This window comes from Nostoc sp. ATCC 53789, assembly GCF_009873495.1.
Lineage (GTDB): Bacteria > Cyanobacteriota > Cyanobacteriia > Cyanobacteriales > Nostocaceae > Nostoc > Nostoc muscorum_A.
The window spans coordinates 4950816-4966934 of sequence record NZ_CP046703.1; the positions used below are offsets into that span (position 1 = coordinate 4950816).

A 16119-nucleotide genomic window follows, 5' to 3' on the forward strand; every position below is an offset into this window, starting at 1 on the left:
TTAGCGTAGGCGTAGCCTGGATTTCTCACAAGTGAGAAATCCAAGGGGTGTGGGAGGTGTGGGAAGTGTGGGAGGATGGGGAAGAAGTCTTACCCCCCACACTCCCCACACTCCTCTTCCCCTGAAGCCTACACTATGCGTGAGAAATCCGGGGTAGCCCACCGCAGGTATCGCATGTCCCTACGTCCGCGATAAAATTCTCAAGCACAACAGCGCACTCCATACCAATGCAAACTAACTGGCAAACTGCCAAAACCTACGAAGACATTCTGTATCAAAAAACTGATGGCATTGCAAAAATCACCATCAACCGCCCTCATAAACGCAATGCTTTCCGTCCTGAAACAGTCTTTGAACTGTATGACGCTTTCTCTAATGCTCGTGAAGATACTACTATTGGTGTCGTCCTATTTACTGGCTATGGCCCACATACTGATGGTAAATATGCCTTCTGTTCCGGTGGCGATCAAAGCGTGCGCGGACATGCGGGTTATCTGGATGACACTGGTATCCCTCGCTTGAATGTGCTGGACTTACAACGCCTGATTCGTTCGATGCCGAAAGTGGTGATTGCTTTAGTCGCTGGATATGCGATCGGTGGTGGACACGTTCTACACTTAATTTGCGACCTTACCATTGCTGCCGATAACGCCATTTTCGGACAGACAGGCCCGAAAGTCGGCAGTTTTGACGGTGGTTTTGGAGCCAGCTATCTTGCCCGCATCGTGGGGCAAAAAAAAGCTAGAGAAATTTGGTTTCTTTGCCGCCAATATGATGCCCAACAAGCGCTAGAAATGGGTTTAATTAATTGCGTCGTCCCAGTCGAACAACTAGAAGCGGAAGGTATTCAATGGGCGCAGGAGATTTTAGAAAAAAGTCCGATCGCAATTCGATGTCTCAAAGCCGCCTTCAATGCTGATTGTGACGGACAAGCTGGTTTACAAGAACTCGCTGGCAATGCCACCTTACTCTATTACATGACAGAAGAAGGGTCTGAAGGCAAACAAGCTTTTCTCGAAAAGCGTCCACCAGATTTTCGCTCTTTTCCTTGGCTACCTTAAAATTGCAAAAATCGCACCTCAATAAAGGGTGCGATTTTTGCAAATGTCAATGTTTATGGCACTAAATATCTTAAAAGCAAATCTTATCTTAAGCAAACTACAAAATTGGTTCAGTAATAATGGATAACTAAATAAACACTGCTTCAGTCTTGGCCTCTTCAGAATATATAGAGGCAGTTATTTCTTCTACAGGAGCAGCATGATCTAAATCTGAAGCCGGGGAATGAGAACAAGCTAAAACTGGTCTAGCATCTGGCAAAGTCCAAGCATCTTCCAAGGTTTCCCAAGAAGGTGCAAAAGGTGGGAGCGCCAAGGAGCAAGCCTTCCAAGTTGCTTGGACTGGCGCTCCCAACTGCTGGCACGTTCCACCACGGCGACCTTCTGGCTGGTAATGACGGCAATATTTACAGGCAGATGCTAAAAATTTAATAGGTTTCATTCGGATTCATCTTTAGTGCCGTTTTCGGCTGAATTTCATCTTTATATTTTGCTTCTATATATAAAGACGGATAAAAGCCAAAAAACCATTATTTTCTATAGCTTTCAGCGATCCCGACGAAAAAATAAACTTTAGGATATTTTTATAATCTTGTTATATTTTTAAATAATCTGGAGAGTGATTACCTATTGATTTTGGCTAAAACTTATTAGGGATCAAGAGTAAAACTAAAGATTTTGATTTATTTAGCCTTTTAACTTCCTCCTTAAGGATGCCTTAAGACATATAATTTCAGATAAATAGTCTGGTTTTAGTACCACGTTTGGTATATTTTAGCTGTAAAACATCTTTTTTCTCAAGAATTAGAACGAACTTATCTAGATGGCAGCAGCAAATTACTTTGAGATAAATTCTGCCCAAGGAATAATCGCTAAAATATTTTGCGTTCAATTTAGGCCAAGACTGACTTACTTTAAAACTTTTTAGCAGCACAGACAGAACAGACTGCCCAGCGCTGGAGTTCGCCGGGCGGGGTGGGAGATTCACATTGAGGACAAAGGGGTAAGCCATGCGATCGCGATCGCATAATCTTCGTCCAATGCCCAAAAGCAGCATTTACATCCTTGGTGGGTGTAACATCAGGGCGGCTAATCTCATCACCAAGGTAACTGGGATGCTCGTGGGGCAAAACCGTTTGTTGCTGTTTTCTCTCCACAGATGGATTCTGCCAGCTAGCAGTAGAGAAGCGAATATCAACCAAAGGCGTTGGCAGTATTTTATTCAACTTTAAAAGCAGAGACGTGCGACCAAAAGTCAGGTTTTGCGCCCAAGCAGCGCTAGAAGTTGCTACCGACAAAACATCGCGTTGAATCGACAATGGTCGAGTATTTGCGGCAACCACTGGCCCAACAACACTTGCCCAACACTTGAGCAAGTGTTGAAATGGTTGCTCCTGCCATTTAGACTGCTTTTCCAGAACGCCTAAAATATCATTAATTGATTTCAACGACATCATTCAAAGTGGGGAGAGAAGAAGGGAATAGGATAGGGTACAGGTTACAGGTTACAGGTTACAGGGTGCAGATTATTCACTATCACCTGTCACCTGTCACCTCTTCCCCAATCCCCAATCTATTTAAATAATTTTCGCTAATATTGTCAGAAATATATCTATAGTTATTCCAGAAATCTACGTTTGAGGCACACAGGCAATGACTCAAAACCCCCTAAACGATTCCGGTACTCAATCGTCTAAAACGCCTGGGTTGAAACCAGCACTAACAGCAGCACTAGCAAGTTTAGAAGTACCGCTAGATCAAGAATTAGCTCGATACCGACGCACGCGAAATGGTTTAGTGTCATCAAACCAACGCCGTGTTGCAAGTTACATGAGCAGTCAAACCCAGTCCTTGACTGCCATTCCTACAACATTGGGAACAACTCAGTCATCAGTAACGGAAATTAAAACTAACGTGCCGCCTGCTGTACCTGTGAATCATCAGGGAACCCCAGCGCCAGTTACAGAAATTGACGTACCACCAGCATCTTCTCTAGTTGTGAATCATGAGGTGAACCGAGCGCCAGTTACAGTAAATACCGAAGAACCAAATAATCTCAATGTGCCCTCTACCCAAGATTCTGCTAAAACACAAACTCAACTTCCACCGCCACCGCCGAATTTTAGTAGCAGCATCGTGCCAGCAATTGTTAAAGATACTAAGAGCGAAAATCTTTTGCAGACAGATAACACCCCTAAGCACCCAGATGACTACTTAGAATCTAGTGAAGCACTACTGCGAAGTCTGACAGAAGAACAACCAGAAACCCAAAAACCAAGCAATTCTAGTGACAGTCTGCTATCACCTTTAGGTATCGGCTCAATGTTGCTGCTATTGTTAGCAAGTCTTACCTTGGGTTATGTAGTATTCAATCCTAAAGGCTTGCCTCAATGGAATTTAGGCAAGTTGTTTAACGGAAACTCGTCTCCTACACCAGGAAATACTGAAGAAGTTGGGAGTAATGTCCAACCTCAGATCCAGCCACCAAGCACATCATCTATGTATCCCAATCTTGCGGCCCAAGAGTTTCCTGATGTGAGAGATCCTAATGATCTAGTTGGCTTACAACCTAAAGTCCAACCAACCGTCGCTAATCCAGCCGTTCGCCAAAACCCTGTAAATCCTCAAGCGCCATTGTCTAACCCCAATACAGCCCTAAAACCGACAGATCCGATCGCTCTAGCGCCAGTACCAACTGTACAATCCTTACCTCCCCTAAATTTACCTCCCATTTCAACGGCAAAAACCTCGCCCCAGCCAATCACAGCCTCACCAAAGCCTAATGCAGAAATCAAACCAGGAACAGATGGGTTCTACCATGTCGTGATAGATAATAAAGGTGCAGCTTATGCTTCAGCACGGCAAGTAATTCCTGATGCTTATTTATCACCCAACAAAGAATTGATTTATCTCGGTGCTTTTAAGACTAAAGAGCAAGTACAAAAACAGATGCAATTATTACAGACAAAGGGAATTAAGGCACGAGTTCAGCAACCATAAGTTGCAAAAATCTACGATACCATGAGATAACAGTCCTGACTTATGAGTGCTGTTAGCGGATAGCTAAGGTTTAGCCCGTGCTGAGTAGTAGATACAAAATCTGACTACGACAAAAATTTTATACTCAATTAAATTACTGAGTATTCAGCACTTCATAACTACCCTCCTACAAAATTTTTATACTCAGCACTCATTACTCAGCATTGAGTTTCGTGAATGGAGAGCCGACATGGAATTAATCAAGCGTATTCTGCGGGTGATTCGCTCTAATCTCAATAGTTTGATCGGTGGTGCAGAAGATCCAGAAAAGATTCTAGAGCAAACTGTCCTAGAGATGCAGGAAAATCTGGTGCAGTTGCGTTCGGGTGTAGCACAAGCGATCGCTACCCAAAAACGCACCCAACGACAGGCAGCGGCTGCCAACTCTCAAACAGAAGAATGGTATCGCCGCGCCCAATTGGCCTTACAACAAGGCAATGAACCTCTAGCACGGGAAGCTTTGACTAAGCGCCAAGCTTATAAAGAAACCAGTACAGCCCTCTTTTCTCAGATAGAGCAGCAAAACGATATAGTCGCTAGGCTAAAAAAGGATATGCGATCGCTAGAGTTAAAAATTTCCGAGGCGAAAACAAAAAAAGATATGTATATTGCTCGCGCCCGTTCTGCTGAAGCCTCTTCTCGCCTCCAGGAAATGCTTGGGGGAGTTTCTACCACTAGCAGTCTGAGCGCCTTTGAGCGTATGGAAGAAAAAGTTTTGCAAATAGAAGCTCATTCAGAAGCAATTGCCCAACTCGGTAGCGACGACTTGGAAACACAATTTACTTCCTTGGAATCTACTAATAATGTGGATACTGAATTAGCCGCGATGAAGGTGCAGGTTTTAAATCAGGCAGAAAACACACAGCACAACAATCTGCTTACCGAGGAGAAGCAGAACACGGTACAGCCTCCTCAACAGCAGTTACCTAAAACTCAAGACTCTTGAAGTTCGGCTAATTACCCCAGTTTGGAGATATCTTAAGAATTAAGAGTTGTTATAACGTACTGATTCCAACCGGAAAGATTACATTGAAATAGGTAGCTATTAAAAAGTAAAAAAGCTAACTGTCCAGCAAAAAGCGTAAACCAAACAAGGAAAAACAAAGTTATGGGATTATTCGATCGCATTAAGCGAGTAGTTAGTTCTAACCTCAACGACCTGGTTAACAAAGCCGAAGACCCCGAAAAAATGCTAGAACAAGCCATCCTGGAAATGCAGGAAGACTTGGTGCAGCTGCGTCAGGGAGTAGCCCAAGCGATCGCCGCCCAAAAACGTAGTGAGAAACAGTACAATGATGCCCAAAATGAAATCAATAAGTGGCAACGCAATGCTCAACTAGCACTGCAAAAAGGTGATGAGAACCTAGCAAGGCAAGCTCTAGAGCGCAAAAAAACTTATACTGACACCAGCGCCGCCCTCAAAGCTAGCTTAGATACCCAAAGTACTCAAGTTGAAACCCTCAAGCGCAACTTAATCCAGCTGGAAAGCAAAATTTCTGAGGCTAAAACCAAGAAAGAAATGCTTAAAGCTCGGATCACAACTGCCAAAGCCCAAGAGCAACTCCAAGGCATGGTGCGTGGGATGAATACCAGCAGTGCAATGTCTGCCTTCGAGCGGATGGAAGAAAAAGTCTTGATGCAAGAAGCCCGGGCCCAGGCACAAGGAGAGTTAGCAGGTGCAGATTTAGAAACCCAATTTGCCCGGTTGGAAGGTAGTAGCGATGTTGATGATGAATTGGCAGCTTTGAAAGCGCAAATGCTACCACCCGCTACTCCAGTAACTCAAGCACAACTTCCACCCCAACAAGAAACCACTCCTGCTAAGTCGAATGAAGTGGTTGATGCCGAGTTGGATTCCCTACGCAAGCAATTGGATCAACTATAAAATTGCCAGAAAACTTATTTGAGCTAGTCCCACGCCTGTTGGTTGTGGGATTTTATATCATTAGTCAATAGTTAACAGTCAAAATAACTATGAATTATTGATTATGGACTATTGACTACTTTGGGATAAAGTATTGTGTGTGCCAACTTTGATCGCCACCGGATGGAGACTGCAATGAGTAAGGCTGTAATCACCATAACTGATGCTGAGTTTGAAACAGAAGTGTTAAAAGCTGAACAGCCTGTATTAGTTTACTTTTGGGCTTCCTGGTGTGGCCCTTGTCAATTGATGTCGCCCATGATTAACTCAGCTGCTAGCAAATATAGCGATCGCCTCAAAGTCGTGAAAATGGAAATTGACCCCAACCCACTCACTGTTAAGCAGTACCAAGTGGAAGGTGTTCCGGCTCTGAGACTATTTCAAGGCCAGGAAGTTTTAATTTCGACTGAGGGAGTCATCGGTAAAGATAAGTTACTCGAACTCTTAGATACGCACTTAAATAGTAATTAGTCAATAGTTCATAGTCCATAACTAATGACTAATGACCAATGACAAATGACTAATGACTAATATGCAATTTGCAAAGCGTTTACAACCCCTGCAATCTAATGTATTTGCTGATATGGACAGAGCCAAGGCAATCGCTTTGGCCGCTGGACAAGAAGTAATTGATTTGTCGTTGGGGTCTTCTGATTTACCAGTCGAGGCACACATCATTGAGGCGATCGCCCAATCTCTCCACGATCGCAGTACCCACGGCTATTTGTTGTTTAACGGTACTCTTGGGTTTCGTGAAGCGGCAGCCAACTGGTACGAACAAAAATTTGGCATCAAAGTAAATCCCCAAACTGAGGTACTACCTCTGATTGGTTCTCAAGAGGGTACAGCCCATTTACCTCTAGCATTGCTCAATCCAGGAGATTTTGCCCTGTTGCTCGACCCAGGTTATCCCTCTCACGTCGGGGGAGTCCACCTAGCCAGTGGTCAAATCTACCCGATGCCATTACGGGCAGAAAACGCTTTTTTACCAGTGTTTGCGGATATTCCCGCCCCAGTTTTGGCCCAGTCGCGGATGATGGTATTAAGTTATCCTCACAATCCCACCTCAGCGATCGCTCCTTTATCTTTCTTCCAAGAAGCTGTCGCCTTCTGTCAACAACACAATCTCGCCCTAGTTCACGATTTCCCCTACGTAGATTTAGTATTTCAGGAAACTGGGGAGTGGGCAGATTCTTCTCCCAATCCAAAATCCTTAGTCCCTTCAATTCTGCAAGCTGATCCAGAGAAAAGCGTTTCGATTGAATTTTTTACCCTTTCTAAGTCCTACAATATGGGCGGCTTCCGCATTGGCTACGCCATTGGTAATGCCGAGTTAATTAACGCCTTACGCCAGGTAAAAGCTGCCGTTGATTTTAATCAGTATCGGGGAATTTTAAATGGTGCGATCGCAGCCCTAACTGGCCCTCAAGCTGGGGTAAAATCTGCTGTCGCTATCTTCCAGCAACGTCGTGATGCCTTCATCACTGCTTTACACTCCATTGGCTGGAATGTTCCTACTCCCAAAGCCACAATGTACATCTGGGCAAAATTACCCTCAGCTTGGAGTCAAAACTCCATAGAATTTTGTACCCAGCTAGTTAAACAAACTGGTGTAGCTGCTTCGCCTGGTGCTGGCTTTGGCAAATCTGGGGAAGGTTATGTCCGTTTTGCCTTAGTACATGAGCCACCTTTGCTAGAAACTGCTGTGGAAAGAATCGCCCAGTTCCTTTATTAAATTTCTTCTCAAGCTGAACGCCAAATATTTTTTGCGGCAAAGTCTATGTATAGAAGACGCAGCAAAGGCGCACAGCCGCGCGCCCGTATAAATCAATACGGTTCAGTTAAGAAATTTATCAGTTGAGGCAGGCAGGGGGATGCGGGGGAGGAGAAAAAAGCTTATCTGAACCCTATTGCCCTATAAATAACCGTATTTTACTGAATATAAAATATTTCATCTGTAATTTTTAATATTAGTAATTTTTAGAAATCTAAGTAATTAAACGTATAAAAATCTAGAAATATTCTTCATATTTTTATTGATAATCCGAAGTAACTTTACCCAATCAGGTCTCCTGGTCTCTTAAAGTAGGTTTGTACGTTCAGCTACCAAAGTTGGCTAACAATGCAGGTGGCGTTTTCAAGCTGCCGTATTGCCAAAAGCCTGTAGTCAAGACAGCCCAAGCCTATAAACGGCAATAGTTTAAAACTTAATTTCCAAACTGACAGAGACTTGAAAACAATGAAAATGACTTTTCAGAAACTTGTAATTGGCGCTTCAATGGCTATTGGTGTGAGCGCGATCGCTACTGTACCAGCACAAGCTGGAACCCTCACCGGCGCTACTATTGGTGGAACAGAAGCCAGTGATTATTTAGTCTATGATGTCCAAGGTAACAGTACCATCTCCGTGGACAAGACCTCCGCAAATGTACAAAAAGTACTGGATGGCAATGCTGCAAACCCCACTGGAAACGTAGAGTTACGAGCCAGCAGTGAGGCAGTAGGTTTTGATTTCAACAAAAACACTGCCTTAACGGGGCAAATTGGTGGCCAAAGTATTACCTTAAGCAGCCTGACAGCAACAGATTGGTTTAGTACTGGGTCAGGATTGAGTACAAGCTATGGGGTAAATAACTTTGCAAATACTTGGTTCAACCAATTTTATGATGCAGCTGGTTTAGGAGCAAGTTTTATCCCTCGTAGTCAAGCTTTTACTGCATTTTTAGGCATCAATGGTTTCCAACGCTCTAGCGATCCTAATATCTCTTACGTTAATCAAAATGACACCACTGGCGATATTAAAATTGGGTTAGCAGGTCACTACAATTTAAAAGATTACTATGCGCCTCTGTTAGGAAGCTTGGGTAATCTTCTCAAAAATGGATTTCAAGCTAGTGAAGTTGTTAAAGTTACCTACAACGGCAAGACTAATTTACTTTACAGCTTTTCTGCTACAGAAAGCGGATTAAGCAACAATTCGGGGCCGGGTGCTGATGGCAAGTCTCACAGTGGTAATTATGAAGTCACCATCCAAGGTGTACCTCCCGCAGCAGTCCCAGAACCATCAGTCATGCTGGGTCTGTTGGGTGTAGCTGGTGTCTTTGCTACACAACGCAAATTGAAAAAAGCATCTATTTAAGAAGATTGCAAGTTCAAAATTACAAATAAAAAAAGGAGCTGTTAGCTCCCTTTTTTATGAATACTTTCTTCCAGCGATAAGATAATTTGATTTTCTAAGTTATATATTTTTAATAAAATTTACAAAAAATAAATCGTTTGGAAGAGCCTATATATTTATGTCCTTACCAACGTATTTATAACAGCAATTTCGTAAAGTTGTATTATTTTACCCTCAAATCCACATAAAAACTTTTCTATGAATGGCAAGTAGCCTATTATTGCTCCTAGTATTACTTAAGTAATTTTACTTATAAGAATTGGTAACTTGACTTTTTAAAATCAGTCTTTTATTTAAAACTATAAATTGTAAAAAGCTCGTAAAGAAAAGCTTAATAATTGATTAATATTATATTTAATCGTACTATTATTAAGTATTGGAGTACAGTTAAATTTGATTTATTAATATCTTTGACTACATTACATAAGTCAATTTTTTATTAATTTTACAGTTTAAATGTACTACCGTTTTGGTTTATGGTAATAATTGTTGGTTTTTACTTAAGATAATCAGATAATAGGTAGCAATGACAGCACAATTATTCAATATAGATCAGCCATTGCGCTCACACAAAGTTAGACGAATTTTGCTAGTTGAAGACCATTATCTTAATAGGTTGTTACTGAGTGACTATCTAAGTTACTGTGGGTACGATGTCCAAAGCTTATCTGAAGGCTCTACTTTTTTCTCTACTATAGATAAATTTAAACCAGATTTAATGTTATTAGATTTGAAGCTACCAGATATTGACGGTTATTCGCTCTTAAAACAAGTCCAGCAAAAACCTGATGTGTCAAAAATACCTATCATTGTAGTTTCCGCTTTTGCTTTTAAAGCAGATCAAGAATTAGCTATGAGTTTAGGCGCACGCCGATATTTTGTCAAACCTCTAAAACTCAAGGATCTTACACTTACAATTGAAAAAGAGTTGACTTGTTGCCATAGATAGATTTTTTTACTTGGCATACCTTTATTCGGCTTTTTGCTCTTCAATGAACTCTTCAACTTGCTGACTAATATGTTGTACAGAAGTGCCAATTGTTAAAATTTTATTTTGTACTTGTGCTAACAGCAAAACTGCGGTTTGCAGCTCATTGAGCGTTTCAGCCATAGCTTCACGGTACTGGGCTTCAAAGTCTTGTAGGTTCATAGTTTAACTGTTACCTTAATTATTATCATAACTATATTTATAATCATATTCGTAAATATAAATTCCTAAATCCGTTAAATCGCTTAATATTATAAGTTGAATTGATAATCAAAATTGCTGTTTATTGGTAATTGATCTCGCTGCATTTATATAAGCATATATTTGAATTTTCATTAATTTTAACTAAGAATATATAAAGCTAATAAGTCAATAAAATAAATTTTTAAATAATTAAATTTCATCTCTATGAAAATATTAATTATAAATTCAAAAAGCCAAGTTTTGATTCTGGCAGTAACAGATGACAAATAAGATAATAGCTACATAAACTCTTATCTGCTCCAAAGTTGTGATATGTGCAGCAAGGCATCTAGTAAACTGTGATGGAAGTTACTTACCTTTCTTTACAAGGGGATTTTGCCCCAAGTCTTGTTGGTGGCAGGATTTACGTCAGCTCGTAAACTAAGCAAGCTGTGGGTACTCCATTGGATAACTCGTAGGTAGCCGCAGAAGTATCTATAGACTAAAAATATCTTTACTTTATATTTAATTGATAATTACTCTATGAAATCGGCACGAAAAAAGAATTTTTCTTAAAATAGAGAAAGATTACCTAATTTTGGTTGTGACAATATCTACTCAAATACTACCACTGGTTAAAGAGCCGGAACGACTGGAAAATCGTCTAGCCGAAATTCCACCGGAACCGGGGGTTTATTTCATGCGGGACAACAGCGATCGCATTATATATATAGGTAAGTCACGTAAATTGCGATCGCGTGTTCGTTCCTATTTCCGCGATGGCTACAACAAGACTGAACGCATCGCCACGATGGTTAAGTTAGTGACAGAAATTGAATTCATCGTCACTGATACTGAAGCCGAAGCTTTAGCGCTAGAAGCCAACTTGATTAAGCAGCACCAGCCATATTTCAACGTGCTGCTCAAAGATGATAAAAAATATCCCTATCTCTGCATTACTTGGTCAGAAGATTATCCGCGAATTTTTATTACCCGTAAACGTCAATTCGGCAAAGAAAAAGATAAATTTTACGGGCCTTATACTGATGCTGGTTTGTTACGAGAGATTGTCCGTATCTGCAAGCGCATCTTTCCCCAGCGACAACGACCTCAACCACTTTTCAAAGACCGTCCCTGCTTAAATTATGATTTAGGGCGTTGTCCGGGTGTGTGTCAAAAGCTGACTTCACCAGAAGAATATCGCAAAATTGTGCAAAAAATAGCGATGGTATTCCAAGGGCGAACTCAGGAATTGATTGATATTTTGACTCAACAGATGAATACAGCAGCTGAAGACTTGAACTTTGAGTCAGCAGCACGGATTCGCGATCAAATTTCTGGGTTAAAGTCGCTGACTGCTGACCAAAAGGTATCCTTACCAGATGATACAGTTTCACGGGATGCGATCGCACTGGCAGCTAACGAAGAACACGCTTGTATTCAATTATTCCAGATTCGCGCTGGACAATTGGTAGGACGTTTAGCTTTTGTGGCTGATGCTCATGCAGAACCAGGAGCTATTTTACAACGAGCTTTAGAGGAACATTACCAAACTGCTGACTCGGTGGAAATACCCTTAGAAATTCTGGTACAGCATGATTTACCAGATAGCGACATATTGGCGGATGTCTTAACTCAACGCAAAGGTAAAAAAGTCACGATTTTGACTCCTTTGCGGCAAACTAAGGCAGAATTAATTGAGATGGTAGAGCGAAATGCTCAGTATGAATTGCAAAGAATGCAAAAATTTGGCGATCGCAATCACCAATCAATGCAAGATTTAGCTACCATTCTCGATTTACCAGATGTACCCCATCGCATCGAAGGTTATGACATTTCCCACATTCAAGGGTCAAATGCTGTAGCTTCCCAAGTTGTGTTTATCGACGGTTTACCCGCTAAACAGCATTATCGCCACTACAAAATTAAAAATCCCACTGTGACGGCGGGACATTCAGATGATTTTGCTAGTCTTGCTGAAGTTATTGGGCGACGCTTCCGTAAGTATGCGGAAGATCCACAGTTGTCACGTTTGGGTAATCCAGATTGGCCTGATTTAATCATGATTGATGGTGGTAAAGGTCAGTTATCTTCAGTTATCGCCGTTTTGCAAGAGATGAATTTATTAGAAGACTTGCGAGTTGTGAGTTTAGCAAAGCAGCGAGAAGAGATTTTTTTACCGGGAGAATCTAAACCCTTGTCAACTGATGCAGAACAACCGGGGGTACAGTTGTTGCGGCGATTGCGAGATGAAGCGCATCGGTTTGCAGTCAGTTTCCATCGTCAGCAACGCAGTGATAAATTGAAGCGATCGCGTTTAGATGAAATTCCTGGCTTAGGACATCATCGACAAAAGCAGTTACTAGGGCATTTTCGCTCAGTTGATTATATTCGCCAAGCAACAACCCCACAACTTGCAGAGGTTCCAGGAATTGGGCCGCGTTTAGCTCAAGAAATTTACGATTATTTTCATCCCGCTTGAGAATACTAACAGTCTGTCAAATGTAAATTAATAGGTAAAAATTTTGTAGTAAATAGTTGAGTGCTTAGAAAATAAAATCGCAAAGACGCGATAAATCGCCGTCTCTACAAAGAAGTGATTATTGTAAAGACGGCGATTTATCGCGTCTCTTCCCCTAACCGAACCGTATTGGTTCCACTCTCACAGAGAATTCAGTTAAGGTTGTCTGCGAAAATTTAAGATGTGTAAATACCGGAAATTTTCGATATCTGATAAGTATGCTAATTTTGATTAAATTATTTCACTAGAATTTAACCTCATAAATATTGCTAGCAAAGATTAACTAAATCTTAAGATAAAATTTTTGTGACTAAAGATACAGTAATTTATTGGTTTTAATTTTTGAATACAAGAACGGCTTTTTTTGTATTAGTCCGAAATGACTATAAATAGCGATCTCTCAAGGCATTCGTCATAGGGATCAGTAAATCACTAAGCGGAATTTAATTAAAAAATAATTTATATATCTAAAGTAGGAGGGTAAGATCACTTAAATTTTAGGATAATATACAAAGATATCTAAAATTTTTCAAACATGAAATTTTGTTTAAAATAATTAGCCAATATTAAAGTCGTTTGTTAAGTTGGGTCAAACCAAAATTATTGCTACTTTAACTGGCAGTCTTCTCAAATAAAAAATAAATTACAACCAGGGGTTTTAAAATGCAGACAGTACAAAAGATTTACTGCCCGAATTGTGGCTGCCAAGCAGAACGTTATTATATTTCTGATAGTCAATTAACTCGAACACAATGCTCTAGTTGTGACTACTTGATGATTAGTTGTACTCGTACTGGCAAAGTCATTGAGGCTTATGCACCAGGAATTTATGCACAGCGCTAGATAATAAAAATTAAAAATTGGAGAATGTTTTCTCTAATTTTTAATAATAAAGTCACTTATGATAAATTTTGAAGGCTTTACAAGTTCTTATTCTGTTGTCTGAGTTGTTGTTGTCGTCTCTGTTCTTGTAATCTAAATTCTTGCTGTTGTCTAATTTGTTGATCTTGTCTGAGTTGTTGATCTTGTATTCTCAGTTGTTGCTGTCGAGAAAATTCTTGCTGTTGTATTCTCAGTTGGTCTTGTTGTAGTCTAAATTGTTGCTGGCGGAGCATTTCTTGCCGTTGTCGTGTAAATTGTTGCTGTTGTATTTTCTGTTGTGGTTGTAGTAGTTGAGGTTGTTGAAGGTTTTGCCGTAGCCATGTTTCCTTCATTCGTTCTTGTGTTTGCTGATTTTGCTCTTCTTGTTGTTGTCTGATTCTTTCTTGCAATGAATCTTGCATCTGGTGATTCGTCTGAATTATTTGGGCATTAGCAGGAAAATTAATCGATAAAGCTTTTGCAAGCACAATCAATAGTAGCCATCCTTTAAATAGCGACAAGCGATTTAACATACAGTTATTTCCTCATTGTTATAGGTTGGGTTTAGCGATCGCTAAACCCTTAAAATTTCAACACAATTACTCTATACAAGATAAATACAGGGGCTTGGAATAGTTCACTAAAGCTAATATTTTATTTACCGTTATGGGTTTGCACCATACTTACATCTGACTACACCAACGTACTTAATATTCTTCAGCCCATAACGTTTTCGAAATATCAGTGCATTGAGAATAGCTTGCTAAATCAAGGTTATATCTAGTGCATTATGTTGATTTTGCATAAAACTCTCGCTTTTCAGATATTTATCACTAATTAAATTATACATTCAAATTTTATTACATGGGTTGTCGGATTTCCGTAATCCATCTATCTGGTACAGTTAAAGTTACGAAGCTTTTCAAGTAATTGAACTACACAATTTCCTGTTCTCTATCGCCCGTCGTAGTCTAAATATTTGAAAACTTCTCTAAAAAAAGATTTCAAGCGATTTTACACCATAGATAAACAGAGATAACTTCTTAGATATATCTGTGTTTATCTGCGGTTTCATATTCATCCATAGAATTGACTGCAACAAGTTTAATTTTTACTTGCTCTCAATTGTCCGCAAGCAGCATCGGCTTCTAAACCACGGGAATAACGCACACTAACAGCAGTATTTTGTTGCTTAAGGACGTTAACAAACGCTTCAATGCGATCGCGGTTGGGGCGTTTGTAGTCCACTTCTTGGATGGGGTTGTAAGGAATCAAATTCACATGACATTGAAATCCTCGCATACATTTTGAAAGTTCTAATGCGTGTTCTGGTAAATCGTTGACACCAGCCAGAAGAACATATTCAAAGGTAACGCGCCGTCCAGTGATTTCTACATATTCTCGGCATTCAGCCAACAACTCTTCTAGAGGATAGGCGCGGGCGCTGGGGATGAGTTTTTCTCGCAGCGCTTGGTTGGGTGCGTGGAGACTCACAGCGAGAGTGATTTGCAAATTATTTTGCGCGAACTGACGGATGCGATCGCGAATACCAACTGTAGAAACTGTCAGCGATCGCTGTCCGATACCAATATCTTGGTTCAGAGATTTCAGGGCTGCGAGGACATTCTCAGTATTCAACAAGGGTTCACCCAATCCCATGAAAACGACATTGCTAACCCGTTGCTGAAAATCTTCTTGCACGGTTAACACCTGATCGATAATTTCATGACGTGCTAGGTTACGCTTGTAGCCTCCCTTACCAGTAGCGCAGAAATCACACGCCATTGGGCAACCCACCTGAGTAGAGACGCAAACTGTTAAACGGGCTTTTGGGCCTTCTCCCCTTTCTGCGAAGGTGGGGATACCAACAGTTTCAATAATTTGGCCGTCTGTTAATCGTAAAAGATATTTGACTGTGCCATCGGGAGCCACAGAGCGGTAGTGTAAAGTTGAGCGCCCAATGGGGACTTCTGCTACTTCTTTGCGCCATTGCTTAGAGAAGACAGAAATATCAGCTAGCGATCGCACTCCCTTATCATAGATCCATTCATGCAGTTGCTTTCCTCTGTAAGCAGGTTGTCCTTGTTGCTGCACCCAAGCGCTTAACTCCGCCAGAGAAGCACCGAGAAGGGGAGGGATTAATTCTGATTTTTCTGGGTTGTGTGAGTCAACCTGAGATACAAGAGGCGTAGCAGACATAAAAAAATCAAGAGTTGATGTAGGATCTCTATCCTACACCTGCTAGATCAAGTTAGTCTTGACCAACTAAGGGACTTCCAAATAAAAAAATATCCCAAAACTGACGCAAAAATCCTCTCTATTTCTCTTCTCTCTGTGTTCTCTGCGTCTCTGTGGTTCGTTTATTTG

At 40.8% G+C, this 16119-nt stretch carries 15 protein-coding genes; 10 read left to right on the plus strand and 5 right to left on the minus strand.

Annotated features, from left to right (window positions below):
* The first annotated feature begins 227 nt into the window (after positions 1-227).
* The gene (menB, locus tag GJB62_RS20410) at positions 228-1061 is read left to right on the plus strand and encodes a 1,4-dihydroxy-2-naphthoyl-CoA synthase (RefSeq protein WP_114081932.1); all 834 of its coding nucleotides are present in this window, start codon (positions 228-230) and stop codon (positions 1059-1061) included.
* Between the two features lie 127 nt (positions 1062-1188).
* Here menB and GJB62_RS20415 read toward each other — a convergent pair whose 3' ends face one another.
* Both GJB62_RS20415 and GJB62_RS20420 read right to left on the minus strand, forming a co-directional pair.
* A complete protein-coding gene (locus GJB62_RS20415) occupies positions 1189-1500 on the minus strand; it encodes a hypothetical protein (protein ID WP_114081933.1) in 312 nt (103 codons plus the stop codon).
* 472 nt (positions 1501-1972) lie between these two features.
* Positions 1973-2512 (minus strand): DciA family protein, encoded by a 540-nt coding sequence (locus tag GJB62_RS20420; RefSeq protein WP_114081934.1) that lies wholly within the window; start codon positions 2510-2512, stop codon positions 1973-1975.
* 199 nt (positions 2513-2711) lie between these two features.
* On the opposite strand from GJB62_RS20420, the gene GJB62_RS20425 reads away from it, so the two are divergent.
* The 7 genes from GJB62_RS20425 to GJB62_RS20455 all read left to right on the plus strand — a co-directional run bounded on the left by GJB62_RS20425 (position 2712) and on the right by GJB62_RS20455 (position 10148).
* Positions 2712-4058, plus strand: a complete 1347-nt coding sequence (locus GJB62_RS20425) for a hypothetical protein (RefSeq protein ID WP_114081935.1) — start codon at positions 2712-2714, stop codon at positions 4056-4058.
* 229 nt (positions 4059-4287) lie between these two features.
* Positions 4288-5043: a PspA/IM30 family protein gene (locus GJB62_RS20430; protein WP_114081936.1), complete on the plus strand. Its 756-nt coding sequence runs from the start codon at positions 4288-4290 to the stop codon at positions 5041-5043.
* A gap of 162 nt (positions 5044-5205) precedes the next feature.
* A complete protein-coding gene (locus tag GJB62_RS20435) occupies positions 5206-5982 on the plus strand; it encodes a PspA/IM30 family protein (protein WP_114081937.1) in 777 nt (258 codons plus the stop codon).
* Between the two features lie 174 nt (positions 5983-6156).
* A complete protein-coding gene (locus GJB62_RS20440) occupies positions 6157-6492 on the plus strand; it encodes a thioredoxin family protein (protein WP_012410311.1) in 336 nt (111 codons plus the stop codon).
* Between the two features lie 61 nt (positions 6493-6553).
* On the plus strand, positions 6554-7756 hold the full coding sequence (locus tag GJB62_RS20445; protein WP_114082007.1) for an LL-diaminopimelate aminotransferase: 1203 nt from the start codon (positions 6554-6556) through the stop codon (positions 7754-7756).
* 510 nt (positions 7757-8266) lie between these two features.
* On the plus strand, positions 8267-9160 hold the full coding sequence (locus GJB62_RS20450; protein ID WP_245245972.1) for an NF038130 family PEP-CTERM protein: 894 nt from the start codon (positions 8267-8269) through the stop codon (positions 9158-9160).
* Positions 9161-9725: 565 nt separating this feature from the next.
* Positions 9726-10148: a response regulator gene (locus tag GJB62_RS20455; protein WP_114081939.1), complete on the plus strand. Its 423-nt coding sequence runs from the start codon at positions 9726-9728 to the stop codon at positions 10146-10148.
* Between the two features lie 21 nt (positions 10149-10169).
* On the opposite strand, the gene GJB62_RS20460 is transcribed toward GJB62_RS20455, so the two are convergent.
* Complete coding sequence (locus tag GJB62_RS20460; RefSeq protein WP_012410307.1) at positions 10170-10349, minus strand: hypothetical protein; 180 nt, start codon at positions 10347-10349, stop codon at positions 10170-10172.
* Between the two features lie 625 nt (positions 10350-10974).
* On the opposite strand from GJB62_RS20460, the gene uvrC reads away from it, so the two are divergent.
* Positions 10975-12852 carry an excinuclease ABC subunit UvrC gene (gene uvrC, locus GJB62_RS20465; RefSeq protein WP_114081940.1) on the plus strand — a complete coding sequence of 626 codons (1878 nt, stop codon included), beginning with the start codon at positions 10975-10977 and terminating at the stop codon, positions 12850-12852.
* A 702-nt stretch (positions 12853-13554) separates the two neighbouring features.
* Positions 13555-13734, plus strand: coding sequence for a hypothetical protein (locus GJB62_RS20470; protein WP_012410305.1), 180 nt, complete (start codon positions 13555-13557; stop codon positions 13732-13734).
* A 77-nt stretch (positions 13735-13811) separates the two neighbouring features.
* Here the strand turns inward: GJB62_RS20470 and GJB62_RS20475 are convergent, their stop codons facing one another.
* Together GJB62_RS20475 and rlmN are read right to left on the minus strand one after the other, a co-directional pair.
* Positions 13812-14285, minus strand: a complete 474-nt coding sequence (locus GJB62_RS20475; RefSeq protein WP_114081941.1) for a hypothetical protein — start codon at positions 14283-14285, stop codon at positions 13812-13814.
* Between the two features lie 571 nt (positions 14286-14856).
* Positions 14857-15951, minus strand: coding sequence for a 23S rRNA (adenine(2503)-C(2))-methyltransferase RlmN (rlmN, locus tag GJB62_RS20480; RefSeq protein WP_114081942.1), 1095 nt, complete (start codon positions 15949-15951; stop codon positions 14857-14859).
* Positions 15952-16119 lie beyond the last annotated feature (168 nt).

Coding starts and splice junctions, on each gene's coding strand:
- menB (WP_114081932.1), top strand. CDS start 228: ATGCAAACTAACTGGCAAACTGCCAAAACCTACGAAGACATTCTGTAT.
- GJB62_RS20415 (WP_114081933.1), bottom strand. CDS start 1,500: ATGAAACCTATTAAATTTTTAGCATCTGCCTGTAAATATTGCCGTCAT.
- GJB62_RS20420 (WP_114081934.1), bottom strand. CDS start 2,512: ATGTCGTTGAAATCAATTAATGATATTTTAGGCGTTCTGGAAAAGCAG.
- GJB62_RS20425 (WP_114081935.1), top strand. CDS start 2,712: ATGACTCAAAACCCCCTAAACGATTCCGGTACTCAATCGTCTAAAACG.
- GJB62_RS20430 (WP_114081936.1), top strand. CDS start 4,288: ATGGAATTAATCAAGCGTATTCTGCGGGTGATTCGCTCTAATCTCAAT.
- GJB62_RS20435 (WP_114081937.1), top strand. CDS start 5,206: ATGGGATTATTCGATCGCATTAAGCGAGTAGTTAGTTCTAACCTCAAC.
- GJB62_RS20440 (WP_012410311.1), top strand. CDS start 6,157: ATGAGTAAGGCTGTAATCACCATAACTGATGCTGAGTTTGAAACAGAA.
- GJB62_RS20445 (WP_114082007.1), top strand. CDS start 6,554: ATGCAATTTGCAAAGCGTTTACAACCCCTGCAATCTAATGTATTTGCT.
- GJB62_RS20450 (WP_245245972.1), top strand. CDS start 8,267: ATGACTTTTCAGAAACTTGTAATTGGCGCTTCAATGGCTATTGGTGTG.
- GJB62_RS20455 (WP_114081939.1), top strand. CDS start 9,726: ATGACAGCACAATTATTCAATATAGATCAGCCATTGCGCTCACACAAA.
- GJB62_RS20460 (WP_012410307.1), bottom strand. CDS start 10,349: ATGAACCTACAAGACTTTGAAGCCCAGTACCGTGAAGCTATGGCTGAA.
- GJB62_RS20470 (WP_012410305.1), top strand. CDS start 13,555: ATGCAGACAGTACAAAAGATTTACTGCCCGAATTGTGGCTGCCAAGCA.
- GJB62_RS20475 (WP_114081941.1), bottom strand. CDS start 14,285: ATGTTAAATCGCTTGTCGCTATTTAAAGGATGGCTACTATTGATTGTG.
- rlmN (WP_114081942.1), bottom strand. CDS start 15,951: ATGTCTGCTACGCCTCTTGTATCTCAGGTTGACTCACACAACCCAGAA.